At 61.3% G+C, this 16140-nt stretch carries 16 protein-coding genes; 11 read left to right on the forward strand and 5 right to left on the reverse strand.

Annotated elements, in window-relative coordinates:
* Positions 1 to 54: 54 nt before the first annotated feature.
* From M5B97_RS17835 to M5B97_RS17845, 3 genes are read left to right on the forward strand one after another with little or no spacing between them, the layout of a single operon-like run.
* Positions 55 to 1398 (forward strand): nucleobase:cation symporter-2 family protein, encoded by a 1344-nt coding sequence (locus M5B97_RS17835; protein WP_248732196.1) that lies wholly within the window; start codon positions 55 to 57, stop codon positions 1396 to 1398.
* A 45-nt stretch (positions 1399 to 1443) separates the two neighbouring features.
* Positions 1444 to 1812, forward strand: a complete 369-nt coding sequence (locus M5B97_RS17840; protein WP_134656852.1) for a hypothetical protein — start codon at positions 1444 to 1446, stop codon at positions 1810 to 1812.
* A 22-nt stretch (positions 1813 to 1834) separates the two neighbouring features.
* On the forward strand, positions 1835 to 2620 hold the full coding sequence (locus tag M5B97_RS17845) for an outer membrane protein OmpK (protein ID WP_134656853.1): 786 nt from the start codon (positions 1835 to 1837) through the stop codon (positions 2618 to 2620).
* Positions 2621 to 2666: 46 nt separating this feature from the next.
* Here the strand turns inward: M5B97_RS17845 and M5B97_RS17850 are convergent, their stop codons facing one another.
* Both M5B97_RS17850 and M5B97_RS17855 read right to left on the reverse strand, forming a co-directional pair.
* Positions 2667 to 3797 carry a patatin-like phospholipase family protein gene (locus M5B97_RS17850; protein ID WP_248732197.1) on the reverse strand — a complete coding sequence of 377 codons (1131 nt, stop codon included), beginning with the start codon at positions 3795 to 3797 and terminating at the stop codon, positions 2667 to 2669.
* Positions 3798 to 3826: 29 nt separating this feature from the next.
* Positions 3827 to 4762, reverse strand: a complete 936-nt coding sequence (locus tag M5B97_RS17855; RefSeq protein ID WP_123717558.1) for a lipid A biosynthesis lauroyl acyltransferase — start codon at positions 4760 to 4762, stop codon at positions 3827 to 3829.
* A 119-nt stretch (positions 4763 to 4881) separates the two neighbouring features.
* On the opposite strand from M5B97_RS17855, the gene minC reads away from it, so the two are divergent.
* From minC to M5B97_RS17895, 8 genes are all read left to right on the forward strand, one after another.
* A complete protein-coding gene (gene minC, locus M5B97_RS17860) occupies positions 4882 to 5619 on the forward strand; it encodes a septum site-determining protein MinC (RefSeq protein ID WP_123717557.1) in 738 nt (245 codons plus the stop codon).
* A 201-nt stretch (positions 5620 to 5820) separates the two neighbouring features.
* Positions 5821 to 6633 (forward strand): septum site-determining protein MinD, encoded by an 813-nt coding sequence (gene minD / locus M5B97_RS17865; protein WP_016970146.1) that lies wholly within the window; start codon positions 5821 to 5823, stop codon positions 6631 to 6633.
* Between the two features lie 3 nt (positions 6634 to 6636).
* Positions 6637 to 6891, forward strand: coding sequence for a cell division topological specificity factor MinE (gene minE, locus M5B97_RS17870; RefSeq protein ID WP_010208824.1), 255 nt, complete (start codon positions 6637 to 6639; stop codon positions 6889 to 6891).
* Between the two features lie 96 nt (positions 6892 to 6987).
* Positions 6988 to 7623, forward strand: a complete 636-nt coding sequence (locus tag M5B97_RS17875; protein WP_248732198.1) for an RluA family pseudouridine synthase — start codon at positions 6988 to 6990, stop codon at positions 7621 to 7623.
* Positions 7624 to 7794: 171 nt separating this feature from the next.
* Complete coding sequence (locus tag M5B97_RS17880) at positions 7795 to 9084, forward strand: M18 family aminopeptidase (RefSeq protein WP_123717555.1); 1290 nt, start codon at positions 7795 to 7797, stop codon at positions 9082 to 9084.
* 147 nt (positions 9085 to 9231) lie between these two features.
* Positions 9232 to 9408, forward strand: coding sequence for a hypothetical protein (locus M5B97_RS17885; RefSeq protein WP_167659640.1), 177 nt, complete (start codon positions 9232 to 9234; stop codon positions 9406 to 9408).
* Between the two features lie 72 nt (positions 9409 to 9480).
* Positions 9481 to 11646: a mechanosensitive ion channel domain-containing protein gene (locus tag M5B97_RS17890; RefSeq protein WP_134656856.1), complete on the forward strand. Its 2166-nt coding sequence runs from the start codon at positions 9481 to 9483 to the stop codon at positions 11644 to 11646.
* A 17-nt stretch (positions 11647 to 11663) separates the two neighbouring features.
* Positions 11664 to 13001: an amidohydrolase gene (locus M5B97_RS17895; RefSeq protein WP_248732199.1), complete on the forward strand. Its 1338-nt coding sequence runs from the start codon at positions 11664 to 11666 to the stop codon at positions 12999 to 13001.
* A gap of 129 nt (positions 13002 to 13130) precedes the next feature.
* Here the strand turns inward: M5B97_RS17895 and M5B97_RS17900 are convergent, their stop codons facing one another.
* The 3 genes from M5B97_RS17900 to M5B97_RS17910 form a co-directional block, all read right to left on the reverse strand.
* Positions 13131 to 13355 (reverse strand): MbtH family protein, encoded by a 225-nt coding sequence (locus M5B97_RS17900; protein WP_071486465.1) that lies wholly within the window; start codon positions 13353 to 13355, stop codon positions 13131 to 13133.
* An 82-nt stretch (positions 13356 to 13437) separates the two neighbouring features.
* Positions 13438 to 14832, reverse strand: coding sequence for an aspartate aminotransferase family protein (locus M5B97_RS17905; RefSeq protein ID WP_248732200.1), 1395 nt, complete (start codon positions 14830 to 14832; stop codon positions 13438 to 13440).
* A 460-nt stretch (positions 14833 to 15292) separates the two neighbouring features.
* Entirely contained in the window at positions 15293 to 16060 is a 768-nt protein-coding gene (locus M5B97_RS17910) for an N-acetylmuramoyl-L-alanine amidase (RefSeq protein ID WP_248732201.1), read from the reverse strand.
* Between the last annotated feature and the right edge of the window lie 80 nt (positions 16061 to 16140).

The following is a 16140-nucleotide window of genomic DNA, read 5'->3' on the forward strand; positions in this document are numbered from 1 at the left end:
CACCCGGCAATTGAATGCCGAACAACACAAAAATAAAAAGATTCGAGGTGTTGCATGTCCCAGTTAGAAACGCAGACCCCTGCGGCGCCCGCCATCGTGCGCCTGCCCCTCTTGCAACTGATGCTGGTCGGCCTGCAACACGTCTTGCTGATGTACGGCGGCGCCGTCGCCGTGCCCCTGATCATTGGCCAGGCCGCCGGCTTGAGCCGTGAAGAAATCGCCTTCCTGATCAACGCCGACCTGCTGGTTGCCGGTATCGCCACCCTGGTGCAGTCATTCGGCATCGGCCCGGTGGGCATTCGAATGCCGGTGATGATGGGCGCCAGCTTCGCCGCTGTCGGCAGTATGGTCGCCATGGCCGGCATGCCCGGGATCGGCTTGCAAGGGATCTTCGGCGCGACCATCGCCGCCGGGTTCTTCGGCATCCTGATCGCACCGTTCATGTCCAAGGTCGTACGTTTTTTCCCTCCGTTGGTGACCGGCACGGTCATAACCGCCATCGGCCTGTCGTTGTTTCCGGTCGCCGTGAACTGGGCCGGTGGCGGCAGTGCTGCCGCCACGTTCGGCTCGCCGATTTACCTGGCGATTGCCGCACTGGTACTGGCTACCATCCTGCTGATCAATCGCTTCATGCGTGGCTTCTGGGTGAACATCTCGGTGCTGATCGGCATGGCGCTCGGTTACGGTTTGTGCGGCATGCTCGGCATGGTCGACCTCAGCGGCCTGACGCAGGCGCCGTGGGTGCAGGTGGTGACGCCACTGCATTTCGGCATGCCCACGTTTGAATTGGCACCGATCCTGTCGATGTGCCTGGTGGTGGTGATCATCTTCGTCGAGTCCACCGGGATGTTCCTTGCCCTGGGCAAGATCACCGGCCAGGAGGTCACGCCGAAGATGCTGCGCCGTGGCCTGCTGTGTGATGCCGGCGCGTCTTTCTTCGCCGGTTTCTTCAACACCTTTACTCACTCCTCCTTCGCCCAGAACATCGGCCTGGTGCAGATGACCGGCGTGCGCTGCCGCTCGGTGACGATCATGGCCGGGGCGTTCCTGATTGTGCTGAGCCTGCTGCCCAAAGCCGCGTTTCTGGTGGCGTCAATTCCGCCGGCGGTGTTGGGCGGCGCGGCGATTGCCATGTTCGGCATGGTCGCGGCGACCGGCATCAAGATCCTGCAGGAAACCGACATCGCCGATCGCCGCAACCAACTGCTGGTGGCAGTGAGCATCGGCATGGGCCTGATCCCGGTGGTGCGCCCGGAATTCTTCGCACAGCTGCCGCTATGGATGAGCCCGATTACCCACAGCGGAATTGCCATGGCCACCCTCAGCGCCCTGTCGCTGAACATACTGTTCAACATCCTGGGTGGCGCCGAGCGATCCGCAGTCGCCTCTACCCACTGATTCCTTCGTTAACAATAAAAACAATAACGAACAAGGAACATCCCCATGTACGCCATTCACCTGGGGCCGGCCACAAGCCGCGCCCCATTCTCGCCCCACGCGCTCTGTTACAGCGCACTTGAGCCAAGGCCTGAGAGCCAGTATTCTCCGCGCCCGCTCGAATCGACTCAAAAAAAAACAGCGAATGTAAAAGCTGACTGCAAGGCCAACTTATCCGGGCCTACTGTCTGCGGCCAACGTGCACAAAACACCACCGGACTCGACTGCAAGAACTGCAGCCGAAGGCGTTTTATTGGTTTTTTAAACACCTTGGCGCAGCTCTTGCTAAAAGCATTAAAGCTGACCAAACAGACGATTTTTGCAGCGAACCAAAAGGCGCCACACCAGAGCGCTTGCGTAGAAGAACAATCCTAAAACTTTGACTCGGGAGCACCGAATGAAACCTATGTTGAAAGGCCTGATGTTGGCAGGTTCCCTGCTGGCCGGTGGCCAAGCCGTAGCCGGCGATCTGTTGCAGTGGCAGAACAACAGCCTGACGTACCTGTGGGGCAAGAACTTCACCATCAACCCACAGATCCAGCAGACCGTCACGTTCGAACATGCCGACGCCTGGAAGTACGGCGACAACTTCCTGTTCGTCGATCGTATCTTTTACAACGGCAAGGAAGACGGCAACGTCGGCCCGGATACTTATTACGGCGAGTTCAGCCCACGGCTGTCGTTCGGCAAAATATTCGACAAGGACCTGTCTTTCGGCCCGATCAAAGATGTATTGCTGGCCTTCACTTACGAGTTCGGCGAAGGCGATAACGAGTCGTACCTGCTCGGCCCGGGCTTTGACCTGAATATCCCGGGTTTCGACTACTTCCAGTTGAACTTCTACCAACGCCAGACCGAGGGCAATCGCCCGGGTGACGGCGTCTGGCAGATCACTCCTGTGTGGTCGTACACCCTTCCAGTGGGCAATTCCAACATATTGATCGACGGCTACATGGACTGGGTAGTCGACAACGACAAGAACGCCCGCGGCACTTACCACGCCAACCTGCACTTCAACCCACAGGTCAAATACGACTTGGGCAAGGCACTGCATTGGGGCGAGAAACAGTTGTATGTCGGGTTTGAATACGACTACTGGAAGAACAAGTACGGCATTGAAGATTCCGGTGCGTTCAAGACTAACCAGGACACGGCAAGTTTCCTCGTCAAGTACCACTTCTAACGGTTGACTGTATTGCCTGTGGGAGCGGGCTTGCGCGCTCCCACATTCAGTTCGGCGTCAATCCAAGGAACCTCGACAACTCCTCACGCTTGGCCAGCGCATCGCGCCGCCCCAGCTCGATCAACTCACTGCAATACCCCGCCTCGAACAACAAGTAACTCAACACCCCCGCCCCGCTCGTCCTGGTCGCCCCCGGCCCGCGCAGGAACAAGCGCAATGCCGCCGGCAGTTCCTGGCGATGCCGCGCCGCGATTTCATCGATCGGCTGGCTGGGCGCAATCACCAACACCTCCACCGGCGCCACCCCAGACGCGACATGGCTGAATTGGTTCAAGCGCTCGAGCAACTCGATATCACTCTCCAGGCTGTCGATGAATGTGCTGTTGAGCATGTGCCCACCAATCTGTGCCAGCGTCGGCTGCTGGCCGGTATAGGCACGTTGCGTGGCAGGCTCGTTGCCGCGCGGGTTGCCGCTCACGCCCACCACCAGCACCCGGCTGGCGCCCAAGTGCAAGGCAGGGCTGATCGGCGCCGACTGGCGCACCGCGCCATCACCGAAATATTCCTCATCGAGCTTGACTGGCGCGAACAGCAGCGGGATTGCCGAGCTGGCCAGCAGGTGTTCTACCGTCAATTGAGCGGGCACACCAATACGCCGATGGCGCAACCAGGCATCGATGGTACGGCCGCCCTGGTAGAAGGTCATCGCCTGCCCGGACTCATAGCCGAAAGCCGTCACCGCTACGGCATGCAGATGCTGTTTGCGGATGGCCTCGTCGATGCCTTGCAGGTGCAGCTTGTCGTTGAGCAGGTCCCGCAGCGGCGCACTGTCGAGCAGCGCCACCGGCACCTGGCCCCCCAGGCCCAACAGGCTGTGAATGAAGAAGCGACTGGCCTGGCGGATCACTCCCGGCCAGTCGCTGCGCAGCACCAGGTGGCTGCGAAAGCCCTGCCAGAACGCGGTAAGCCGTTGGATCGCCGCGGTGAAGTCTGTCGCACCGCTCGCCAGGCTCACGGCGTTGATCGCCCCGGCGGAGGTACCGACAATCACCGGGAAAGGGTTCGGCGCCCCTGGTGGCAACAGCTCGGCAATCGCCGCCAACACTCCCACCTGATACGCCGCTCGCGCCCCGCCGCCGGAAAGAATCAAGCCTGTGACCGGTTCAGCTGGGCGCATTGCATCACTCCATAGGGGGAAGGCAGGTATTACCGACGGCGTTTTTCGTACAGCTTAGGCTCACCCGGTGGCCGGCTCTTGAAGCGGCGGTGCGTCCACAGGTACTGCGCGGGGCATTCGCGTACCGAGGCCTCGACCCACTGGTTGATACGCAGGCAGTCGACTTCATCGGTTTCGCCGGGGAAGTCAGTCAACGGCGGGTGAATCACCAGGCGATAACCACTGCCATCGGCCAGGCGCTCCTGGGTAAACGGCACCACCAGGGCCTTGCCCAGGCGGGCGAATTTGCTGGTGGCGGTGACGGTAGCGGCCTGGATGCCGAACAGCGGTACGAAGATGCTTTGCTTGGCGCCGTAGTCCTGATCCGGTGCGTACCAGATGGCGCGCCCGGAGCGCAGCAACTTGAGCATGCCGCGCACGTCGTCGCGCTCTACCGCCAGGGAATCGAGATTGTGCCGCTCACGGCCGCGCCGCTGGATAAAGTCGAACAGAGGGTTACCGTGCTCGCGGTACATGCCATCAATGGTGTGTTTCTGCCCGAGCAGGGCGGCGCCGATTTCCAGGGTGGTGAAGTGCAGGGCCATCAGGATCACGCCCTTGCCTTCCAGCTGCGCCTGCTTGAGATGTTCCAATCCTTCGACATGGGCCAGCCGTGCCAGGCGTGGCTTGGGCCACCACCAGCTCATGGCCATCTCAAAGAAGGCGATACCGGTGGAGGCAAAGTTTTCCTTGAGCAGTTGTTTGCGTTCCTTGGCGGACTTTTCCGGGAAACACAGTTCCAGGTTGCGCGCAGCAATGCGGCGACGGTCGCCGGCCACACGGTACATGCCGGCGCCAAGTAAACGACCAATGGTCAACAGCGCACGGTACGGCAACTGAGTGATCAGCCATAACAGGCCGAGTCCCAGCCATAACAGCCAAAAACGCGGGTGAAGAAATGCAGCTCGAAAACGCGGGCGATCCATTACAGATTCCGGTAAAGACATGGGCCGCGCATTCTACAACGGTTCGACCCGGCTTGCGGCCCGCGGATGTTCTCGTTATAAGTCTCGACACTTTTCGTGACAAGCCGCTTTTGCCGACCATGAGCCAAACCGAACCGCTAGACCAAGATCCCGTGTTCCAGCTGAAAGGCAGCATGCTGGCCATCACCGTGCTGGAACTTGCCCGCAACGACCTCGACGCCCTGGACCGCCAACTGGCCGCCAAGGTCGCCCTGGCGCCGAATTTTTTCAACAATGCCCCATTGGTACTGGCCCTCGACAAACTGCCGGCCGGCCAGGGTGCCATCGACTTGCCCGGGCTGATGCGTGTTTGCCGCTCCCATGGTTTGCGTACCCTGGCGATTCGTGCCAGCCGCATCGAAGACATTGCAGCGGCCATTGCAATTGAACTGCCAGTATTACCGCCCTCCGGTGCCCGCGAGCGTCCGCTCGACCCCACCGAAGGCGAAGTGAAGAAAAAACCGGAAAAACCACCGGAGCCGACGATCAAGCCTACAAAGATCATCACCTCCCCCGTACGCGGCGGGCAGCAGATTTACGCCCAGGGCGGTGACCTGGTCGTGGTGGCGCCGGTCAGCCCCGGGGCGGAACTTCTGGCCGATGGCAACATCCATGTATACGGCCCAATGCGCGGACGTGCCCTCGCCGGCATCAAGGGTGATACCAAGGCGCGGATTTTTTGCCAGCAGTTGACCGCTGAGCTAGTGTCCATCGCCGGCCAGTACAAGGTTTCAGAAGATCTGCGCCGTGATCCGCTGTGGGGAGCCGGGGTACAGGTCAGCCTGTCGGGCGACGTGTTGAACATCATCCGTCTTTAACGGATACTGCCGCATTTTCCAAGCATCTCTAGACTCTGATAGCACAGCGAAACCGGCAAGATTTGCGTAGGAATAATTAAAGACTGGCGTTTTCCCTGCGGAGACAACGGTTTTTTCCTACAAAGGCTGTCCGCCTGCAGCGAGTTTCAAGAGATGTTTTTCAGGGACTGAAAAGTCCTTCTTCCTTAGGGGTGAAACACCTTGGCCAAGATTCTCGTGGTTACATCCGGCAAGGGTGGTGTGGGTAAGACCACCACCAGCGCCGCTATCGGTACCGGCCTCGCTCTGCGCGGCCACAAAACCGTTATCGTCGACTTCGACGTCGGTCTGCGTAACCTGGACCTGATCATGGGCTGTGAACGCCGCGTGGTGTACGACTTCGTCAACGTCGTCAACGGCGAAGCCAACCTGCAACAAGCCCTGATCAAGGACAAGCGCCTTGAGAACCTGTACGTACTGGCCGCCAGCCAGACCCGTGACAAGGACGCGCTGACCAAAGAAGGCGTAGGCAAAGTCCTGGCCGAGCTGAAAGAAACCTTCGAATACGTGGTATGCGACTCCCCGGCCGGTATCGAAACCGGTGCTCACCTGGCGATGTACTTCGCCGATGAAGCCATCGTGGTGACCAACCCGGAAGTGTCCTCCGTACGTGACTCGGACCGCATGCTGGGCCTGTTGGCCAGCAAGTCCCAGCGCGCCGAAAAAGGCGAAGACCCGATCAAGGAGCACTTGCTGCTCACCCGTTACAACCCTGAGCGCGTCAGCAACGGCGAAATGCTGGGTGTTGAAGACGTGAAGGAAATCCTCGCAGTGACCCTGCTGGGCGTGATCCCGGAATCCCAGGCCGTGCTGAAGGCTTCCAACCAGGGTGTTCCGGTGATTCTCGACGACCAGAGCGACGCCGGCCAGGCGTACAGCGATGCCGTCGATCGCCTGCTGGGCAAGTCCGTGGAACATCGCTTCCTCGATGTCAAGAAGAAGGGATTCTTCGAGCGTATCTTTGGAGGCAACTAAACAATGAAATTTCTCGACTTCTTTCGTGCCAACAAAAAACCAACGACCGCGTCGGTCGCGAAAGAGCGTCTACAGATCATCGTGGCGCACGAACGCGGCCAACGCAGTACGCCGGACTACCTGCCAGCCTTGCAGAAGGAACTGGTCGAGGTGATCCGCAAGTACGTCAATATCGGCAACGATGACGTGCATGTCGCCCTGGAAAATGACGGCAGCTGCTCGATTCTGGAACTTAATATCACCCTGCCTGATCGTTGATCGAAAAGGCGGTCGCCACGGCGGCTCGTTCACCTTGATCCCTGTTGGGGAGCCGGGTGGGCGAGCCGCCGTTGGCGTTTGTTGCGAGGCTGTTTAATGCCGCTGTCCAATATTCATATCCTGCATCAGGACGCCGCCGTCCTGGTGGTGAACAAGCCTACCCTGTTGCTCTCGGTGCCTGGTCGGGCCGATGACAACAAGGACTGCCTGATCACCCGGCTGCAGGAAAACGGCTACCCCGAAGCCCGCATCGTCCATCGACTCGACTGGGAAACTTCCGGGATCATCCTGCTGGCTCGGGATGCCGACACCCACCGCGAATTGTCCCGTCAGTTTCACGACCGCGAAACCGAAAAAGCCTACACCGCATTGGCCTGGGGCCAGCCGGAGCTGGACAGCGGCAGCATCGACCTGCCCTTGCGCTACGACCCGCCGACCAAACCGCGGCATGTGGTAGACCACGAGCAGGGCAAGCATGCGCTGACCTTCTGGAAGGTGCTGGAGCGTTGTGGCGACTGGTGCCGGGTGGAGCTGACACCGATCACCGGGCGCTCGCACCAGTTGCGCGTACATATGCTGTCAATCGGCCACCCGCTGCTGGGTGATGGCCTGTACGCCCATGAACAGGCCCTGGCCGCCTGGCCACGGCTGTGCCTGCATGCAAGCATGTTGAGCTTCACGCACCCGCAAAGCTGCGAGCGCCTGCGCTTTGAGTGCCCGGCCCCGTTCTGACCGCTGAGCGCATCTCCTCCAGGAGGGAGCTTGCTCGCGAAGAGCCTGAGAGCAACGCATTCATTCAGGATAAATGCAGCGCTCCTGGGTTTTTCGCGAGCAAGCTCCCTCCTACAATGAATCGGCCGAGCCAATACGGTAGACTCCGCGCATTGCTGTCTGGAGCTATTTATGCGCGAAGCGTTGAATCAAGGCCTGATCGACTTCCTCAAGGCCTCCCCTACTCCTTTTCATGCCACTGCCGCCCTCGCCCAGCGCCTGGAAGCGGCCGGTTACCAGCGGCTCGACGAGCGCGACACCTGGGCCACCGAAGCCAACGGCCGCTATTACGTCACCCGTAACGATTCCTCGATCATTGCCTTCAAGCTCGGCCGTCATTCGCCGCTGCAAGGCGGCATTCGCCTGGTCGGCGCCCACACCGACAGCCCGTGCCTGCGGGTCAAGCCGCAACCGGAGCTGCAACGCCAGGGCTTCTGGCAACTGGGCGTGGAAGTCTATGGCGGTGCGCTGCTGGCGCCGTGGTTCGACCGCGATCTGTCCCTGGCCGGCCGCGTCACTTTCCGCCGTGACGGCAAGGTCGAGAGTCAGTTGATCGACTTCAAGCTGCCCATCGCCATCATCCCCAACCTGGCCATTCACCTGAACCGTGAAGCCAACCAGGGTTGGGCGATCAATGCCCAGACCGAGCTGCCGCCGATTCTCGCGCAATTCGCCGGTGACGAGCGCGTGGACTTCCGCGCCGTGCTCACCGAGCAACTGGCACGGGAACATGGGTTGAACGCCGACGTGGTGCTCGACTACGAGCTGAGCTTCTATGACACGCAAAGTGCGGCGGTGATCGGCCTCAATGGCGACTTCATCGCCGGCGCGCGCCTCGACAACCTGCTGTCGTGCTACGCCGGCCTGCAAGCCTTGCTCACCAGTGACACCGACGAAACCTGCGTGCTGGTGTGCAACGACCACGAAGAAGTCGGCTCTTGCTCCGCCTGCGGTGCCGATGGCCCGATGCTGGAACAGACCTTGCGCCGCCTGTTGCCCGAAGGTGATGAATTCGTACGCACCATTCAGAAATCACTGTTGGTGTCGGCGGACAATGCCCACGGAGTGCACCCGAACTACGCCGAGAAACACGACGCCAACCATGGCCCGAAACTCAACGCCGGCCCGGTGATCAAGGTCAACAGCAACCAGCGCTACGCCACCAACAGCGAAACCGCCGGCTTCTTCCGCCATCTATGCATGGCCCAGGAAGTACCGGTGCAGAGCTTTGTGGTACGCAGCGACATGGGCTGCGGCTCGACCATCGGCCCGATCACCGCCAGCCACCTGGGCGTACGTACCGTGGACATCGGCCTGCCGACGTTTGCCATGCACTCGATTCGTGAACTGTGCGGCAGTCACGACCTGGCGCATCTGGTGAAGGTGCTGGGTGCGTTCTATGCGAGCCACGATTTGCCTTGACGTTCAGGGCTGAGGGCGCACAGGTACGTGGGAGGGGGCGTGCTCTCTCCCACATGCAGTCTGCGTATGCCTGATCTGCATCACCTGCACTTTCTGCATTCCGACCTAGACTTGTCAGTATTCCCACTCTGACAAGGCCGTCGCACCATGATCCCCATGTCCTCCTTCCACGCCATGCTTATCCCGGTTCTGATCGGCATGATCATGTTGGCCGTGGGTTTCAACTTTCGTGACAAGCCGGTCGGCGTGTTCGGCATGTGGATCGGCATGCTGCTGATCCTGGGGACAGTGGTTTACAAGATCCTCGCCAAACTGGCGGAATGACAAATGCACTCGCATTGGGCATAGCGGCCTCGTACACTCGGTCAATTCGTCGTTTCCAAGGTTGACCGCCTCGTGCTCTCCCGTCTGTTCGCCCTGCCCTGCTATATCCTGATCGCCCTGCTCACGCTGTTGCCGCTGGCGCCTGCCCAAGCCGTGGGTTTACCCGGCCTGCTCGGCACTACCACCAAGGCCCAGCCCCAGGCGGAAGTCCCCTTGGGGCAGTCGCTGGATGAGGTGATCAAGACGCTGGAAAACGACCAGCAGCGCACCCAACTGCTGAGCGACCTGAAGAAACTCCGTGAAGCCACCCAAAAGGCGCAACCCGCCGCCGAACAAGGCGTGCTCGGGCTGATCGGCGGCACCCTGGCGGGCCTTGAGGCGCAGTTCTCCGGGGCCGACAGCCCATTGGGGCGCTGGTCCAATGAAGTCGACCAGGCCAAGGACGAACTCAGCGCCCTGATGCTGCCGGCCAGCGAATGGCTGCCGATCATTTTCGGCTTTGCCGTGATCCTGGCAGTGTGGAGCCTGCTGGCGGCGGCGCTGATCTGGCTCAGCCACCGTGTGCGCGAACGTTTCGGCCTGCCCGAAGAGCTGCCGCAGCACCCACGCACCTGGGACATGGTGCGCTTCGCCCTGCGCAAACTGGGCCCCTGGATGATCGCCCTGATCATCACGGTTTACCTCAGCTACGCCCTGCCCTCGTCCCTGGGCAAATCCCTGGCGATGGTGCTGGCCTACGCACTGGTGATCGGCACCTGCTTCTCGGCGATCTGCGTGATTGCGTTCTCCGTGCTCGACGGCCCTCACCGCCACCGTGCCCTCTATATCCTGCGCCATCAGGCGTTCCGCCCGCTGTGGTGGATCGGCAGCTTTGCCGCCTTCGGCGAAGCGTTGAGCGACCCACGGCTGGTCCAGGCCTTGGGGCAGCACCTGGCTCACACCGCCGCGACCGTGGCCAATGTGATGGCTGCGCTGTCCACCGGCGTGTTTATCCTGCGTTTCCGTCGCCCCATCGCGCACCTGATTCGCAACCAACCGCTCTCCCGCCGCCTCACACGCCGCGCGCTCACCGACACCCTGTCCATCATCGGTACCTTCTGGTACTTGCCGGCGCTGCTGCTGGTGGGCATTTCGCTGTTCGCCACCTTCCTGTCGGCGGGCGACACCAGCACAGCGTTGCGCCAGTCGCTGTTGTGCACGGTGCTGCTGGTGCTGTGCATGGTGATCAACGGCCTGGTACGCCGCCACGCCCTCAAGCCGCAGCGCGGGCACAAGCGCCACGCCTTGTATTCCGAGCGCCTGAAGAGCTTTGTCTACACCCTGGCCCATCTGGTGGTATGGCTGGCATTCATTGAGCTGGGCCTTCGTGTGTGGGGGATGTCGTTGATCCGCTTTACCGAAGGCGACGGTCATGAAATCAGCGTCAAGCTGTTCGGCCTGGGCGGCACACTGTTGTTCGCCTGGCTGATCTGGATTCTCAGCGACACGGCCATTCACCATGCCCTGACCCGCTCGCGCAAAGGCCTGGCCAACGCCCGTGCGCAAACCATGATGCCGCTGATCCGTAACGTGCTGTTCGTGACCATCTTCATCATCGCGGCCATCGTCGCCCTGGCGAATATGGGCATGAACGTCACGCCGCTGCTGGCAGGTGCCGGTGTGATCGGCCTGGCCATCGGTTTTGGCGCACAGTCACTGGTGGCGGACTTGATCACCGGCCTGTTCATCATCATCGAAGACTCCCTGGCCATCGATGACTACGTGGATGTCGGCGGCCACCTCGGCACCGTCGAGGGCCTGACCATTCGGACCGTGCGTCTGCGTGACATCGACGGCATCGTGCACACCATCCCGTTCAGTGAAATCAAGAGCATCAAGAACTACTCGCGGGAGTTCGGCTACGCAATTTTCCGAGTGGCGATCCCCTACAACATGGAAATCGACGACGCGATCAAGCTGATGCGCGATGTCGGCCAAAAAATGCGCAACGACCCGCTGCAACGTCGCAATATCTGGTCACCGTTGGAGATTCAGGGTGTCGAAAGTTTCGAATCGGGCAGCGCGATCCTGCGCGCGCGGTTCAAGACGGCGCCGATCAAGCAGTGGGAAGTGTCGCGGGCGTTCAACCTGTCGCTCAAGCGTCATCTGGATGAAGCCGGGCTGGATCTGGCTACGCCGCGCTTGAGTGTGCAGGTAGTGACCGCCGGCACTGTGCAGGAGAAAGATCAACAACAATAAACTCAGGAGAGGTCCTTATGCGTTTAACCGGTCTGACACACCAGTGGGTTTTCGGCGCGCTGTGCGCAGTTGCCAGCAGTGCCGTGATTGCCGCCGGCAGCGGCCAGGACAGTGCCCGCGAGGAAATCGCCGCCCAGGCAAAAGCGCTTGAGCCGGCGTTGCTGGAAACCCGACGCGACATTCACGCCCACCCTGAACTGGGCAACACCGAAACCCGCACGGCCGAACTGGTCGCCAAACAATTGCGCGACCTGGGCCTTGAGGTCAGAACCGGCATCGCACGTACCGGTGTCGTAGCCGTACTCAAAGGCGCCCTGCCCGGCCCGACCGTCGCCCTGCGGGCCGATATGGATGCGCTACCGGTGAAGGAAGTCGCCGACCTGCCCTTCGCGTCCAAAGCCAAAGGCACCTACCTGGGCAAGGAAGTCGATGTGATGCACGCCTGCGGCCACGACGCCCACACCGCTATCCTCCTGAGCACGGCGAAAATCCTTACCGGCATGCGCGACCGCTTGCCCGGCACAGTCGTGTTCTATTTCCAACCTGCCGAAGAAGGCCCGAGCGACTTCATCCCCGACGGCAAAAACACCTGGGGCGCGAAGATGATGGTGCAGGAAGGTGTGATGAAAGCGCCCAAGCCGGACGCGGTGTTCGGCCTGCACGTGTGGGCCGGTGTGCCAGCCGGGCAGATCGCCTACCGCCCAGGCCCAACCCTGGCCAGTTCCGATGACCTGCGCATCAAGATCCTCGGCAAACAGACCCACGCCGGTCGCCCGTGGGACGGCATCGACCCGATCACCGTCGGCGCGCAAACCATCGTCGGCCTGCAAACCGTGGTCAGCCGCCGCACCGACATATCGTCATTCCCGTCGGTGGTCAGCATCGGCACCATCAACGGTGGTACGCGCTACAACATCATTCCCGAATCGGTGGACATGAGCGGCACCATTCGCTCCTACGACTACGGCATCCGCCAGAAGCTGCACGCGGATGTGCGCCAGACGGTAGAGAAAATCGCCGAGAGCGGTGGCGCCAAGGCCGAAGTCACGATCATCGAGAAATACGACCCCACCATCAACAACCCGGCCCTGACCGAGAAAATGCTGCCGAGCCTGCGCTGGGCGGCCAAGGATGATGTGGTGCAAGGCCCGTTGGTGGGCGGTGCCGAGGACTTCTCGTTTTATGCCAAGGAGGCACCGGGGCTGTTTGTGTTCCTGGGGGTGACGCCGCGGGATCAGGACATGAGCAAGGCTGCGCCGAACCATAACCCGGGGTTCTATGTCGATGAGTCGGCGTTGGTGGTGGGGGTCAGGACGCTGGCATCGCTGGCAACAGACTACCTGTACACCCGCTGAACCACTGTCGTGGCGAGGGAGCTTGCTCCCGCCGGGCTGCGAAGCCGCCCTGAAAAACAGGAGCGCTTCGCACTCCAGCGGGAGCAAGCTCCCTCGCCACACAAACCACTTCGCATAGGATGCGCTGGATCAGCCGGCCAGCGCAGCGCTGTCCATCTTCTGGCGCAGGCTCAGCGGGCGCATGTCGGTCCAGACCTCCTCGATGTAGGCCAGGCACTCTTTCTTCATGCCGCTCTTGCCCACGGTGCGCCAGCCTTCCGGCACGGCCTTGTAGTCGGGCCAGATGGAATACTGCTCTTCATGGTTGACCACAACCTGGAAGAGGATGTCGTCGCGGTCAAATACTGAGGTCATTGCTGTTCTCCATCGCTCAAAGGCTGGCTGCGCACCACGCGCAGCGCTGATATCTGTAGAAACGTACCAGGCCGGCAAAAAATTAGAGGCCGGCAACCGCCGCCGTCACGGCGCGCCCGAAAATTTCGGCAACACGGTCGATCTCGGCAGCGGTGATCACCAGCGGCGGCAGGAAACGCACCACACCGCCATGACGACCGCCCAGCTCCAGGATCAGGCCGCGCTTGAGGCATTCACGCTGTACCCGTGGTGCCAGTTGGCGATGTACCGGTGGATGGCCCTGGATATCGGGGGTACCGTCCGGGTCCACCAGTTCCACCCCCAACATCAACCCACGCCCACGAATATCGCCCAATTGCGGGACATCCCGTTGCAGGATGCGCAGGTGTTCAGCCAGCCGTTCACCCATGGCGGCGGCGTGGCCGGCCAGGTCATGCTCCTTGAGGTAGCGCATCACTGCCGAACCCGCCGCCATTGCCATCTGATTGCCACGGAAGGTCCCGGCGTGAGCGCCCGGCAGCCAAGTGTCGAGCCAGTCGCGATACACCACCACCGCCAAGGGCAGGCTGCCGCCGATGGCCTTGGACATCACCACCACGTCCGGGATGATACCGGCGTGCTCGAAGGCGAACATCTTGCCGGTACGGCCGAAGCCGCTCTGGATCTCATCGACGATCAACGCCACACCGGCCTGCTCGGTAATACGCCGCAGACCACGCAACCAGTCGAGGTCGGCAGGGATCACACCACCCTCGCCCTGCACCACTTCGACAATCACCGCGGCCGGCAGGGCTACGCCGGCCTCCGGGTCATTGAGCAGGTTTTGCAGGTAATGCAGGTTGACCTGTACGCCTTGCGCACCGCCCAGACCGAACGGGCAGCGGTATTCGTAGGGGTACGGCAGAAATTGCACACCATTGGCAAGCAAGGCACTCAAGGGTTTCTTCGGCCCCAGGCTGCCCATCAGGCTCAACGCACCCTGGCTCATGCCGTGATACCCGCCCTGGAATGACAACACCGTACTGCGGCCGGTGGCGGTGCGTACCAGTTTCAGCGCGGCTTCCACCGCGTCGGTGCCGGTCGGCCCGCAGAACTGGATTTTCGCTTCCCGCGCCAGCGCCGGCGGCAGCAGGCCGAACAGGTCCTGCACGAACTGGTCCTTGACCGGGGTGGTCAGGTCGAGGGTGTGCAGCGGCAGTTCATCGCTGAGTACCTGCTGGATGGCTTCGATCACCACCGGGTGGTTATGGCCCAGCGCCAGAGTGCCGGCACCGGCCAGGCAATCGATGAAACGGCGGCCCTCCACGTCCTCCACGTAGATACCCTTGGCGCGTTTGAGTGCCAGGGGGATACGCCGTGGGTAGCTGCGGGCGTTGGATTCCTGTTGGCGTTGGCGGGCCAGCAGTGGGGTTTCCTCGAATTGGTAGAGTGTTTCGTGCACCTGGGTGTCTTCGATGCGGATGGTGGCGACTGACATTTCTCGATCCCTCAATACGCGGGTGGGGTGAGCAGACGGGTGATCCGTGGGTGTACGGATTTCATGTTCTGGAGACGCATCAGCTTCGGGGGGATTTAGGGGAGACGGCGTACATATCCGTTATTCAGGTCACGGCCACCTGGGGTTCCGCCCTTACGGCGGGTCACTTTGGAAAAGCCGGAATGCCGGCCCAGCCCAAAGTATCCAAAGGGCTCTTGCCCCACCACTCGGCACCTCGCCCAGGCTCGGTGTGCCCGAACACAGGCTTGAATCCGTGGGCCGCAGCTTTTTGCTTTCTTGTGGGAGCTGGCTTGCCTGCGCTACACAGAGTATCTACACAACTTTGGTGTGGCCAAGAACCTGTGGCGAGGGAGCTTGCTCCCGTGACGGCTCGGAAGCCGGCGACTAACCCTTAGTGGCCGTGGCTTGGATAACCGATATGTCACGATCAACCGGACACTCAGATCCCCCGATACCGCTCATTCAACGCATACAGAACCGCGCACGTTTGCGCATCGAGAAACCCGCAATAGTCCTGCGGCCGAAAGTGCATCTGAAACGCCCGGGTTCGCTGTTCGAATGCCCGGCGATTTTTCGCCGGTGCGTATCCGTAGCGCTGGAAAGCCCGTTCCACTTCCACCTCCGGCGGCAGCCCGAGGCAAAACCGGCGTTGGTACATAGCTCGCGTGGCCTCGTCGAACCAGGCGCCGATGCCCGCTTCGTACAAGCGCCGCCAAGGCAATTGCGGCCCGGGGTCGCTCTTGCGCCAATACGCCACATCCGAGTGGCCAAGCACGTCGGTCGGCCCAATCTGTGGGTAGCGACCCAGAATGTCACGAAGCAGGGCAACCAACATGTCGACCTGCGCCTCCGGGTACGCCGGAAAGGTGAACACGCCCCCATCATCCCGCGCCAGGTTGACGATCTCGATGCCGATCGCCCGGCCGTTGAGATTGTCTCGCCCCTCCCAATGGCTTGTACCGGCGTGCCAGGCGCGCTTGTCTTCGGGCACCAGGCGAAATACCCGCAACTCAAGATAACCGCCGGCGCGATAGGCCGGCTCATTCGGGTCCGGCAACAGGTAGTGCGCGCTGACGCCGCCCTGGGTCAGCGTATTCAGGGATGACGTGAACGGCGCGGCGGTGTAATGCAGCACCACCTGCCGCACGGGCTCGCCGTTACGTTCGTTGAAATCGCTGGAAGGAAAACTGCTATCGATGACCAACATAAGGACCGTCCTTTTTCAATACAGGCCGAATCATTCAACCCGCTGGAGCACAAAAAAATTACCGCCATCCTGAAGCGCGC

It is taken from the genome of Pseudomonas sp. MWU13-2517 (assembly GCF_023242545.1).
Classification (GTDB): domain Bacteria; phylum Pseudomonadota; class Gammaproteobacteria; order Pseudomonadales; family Pseudomonadaceae; genus Aquipseudomonas.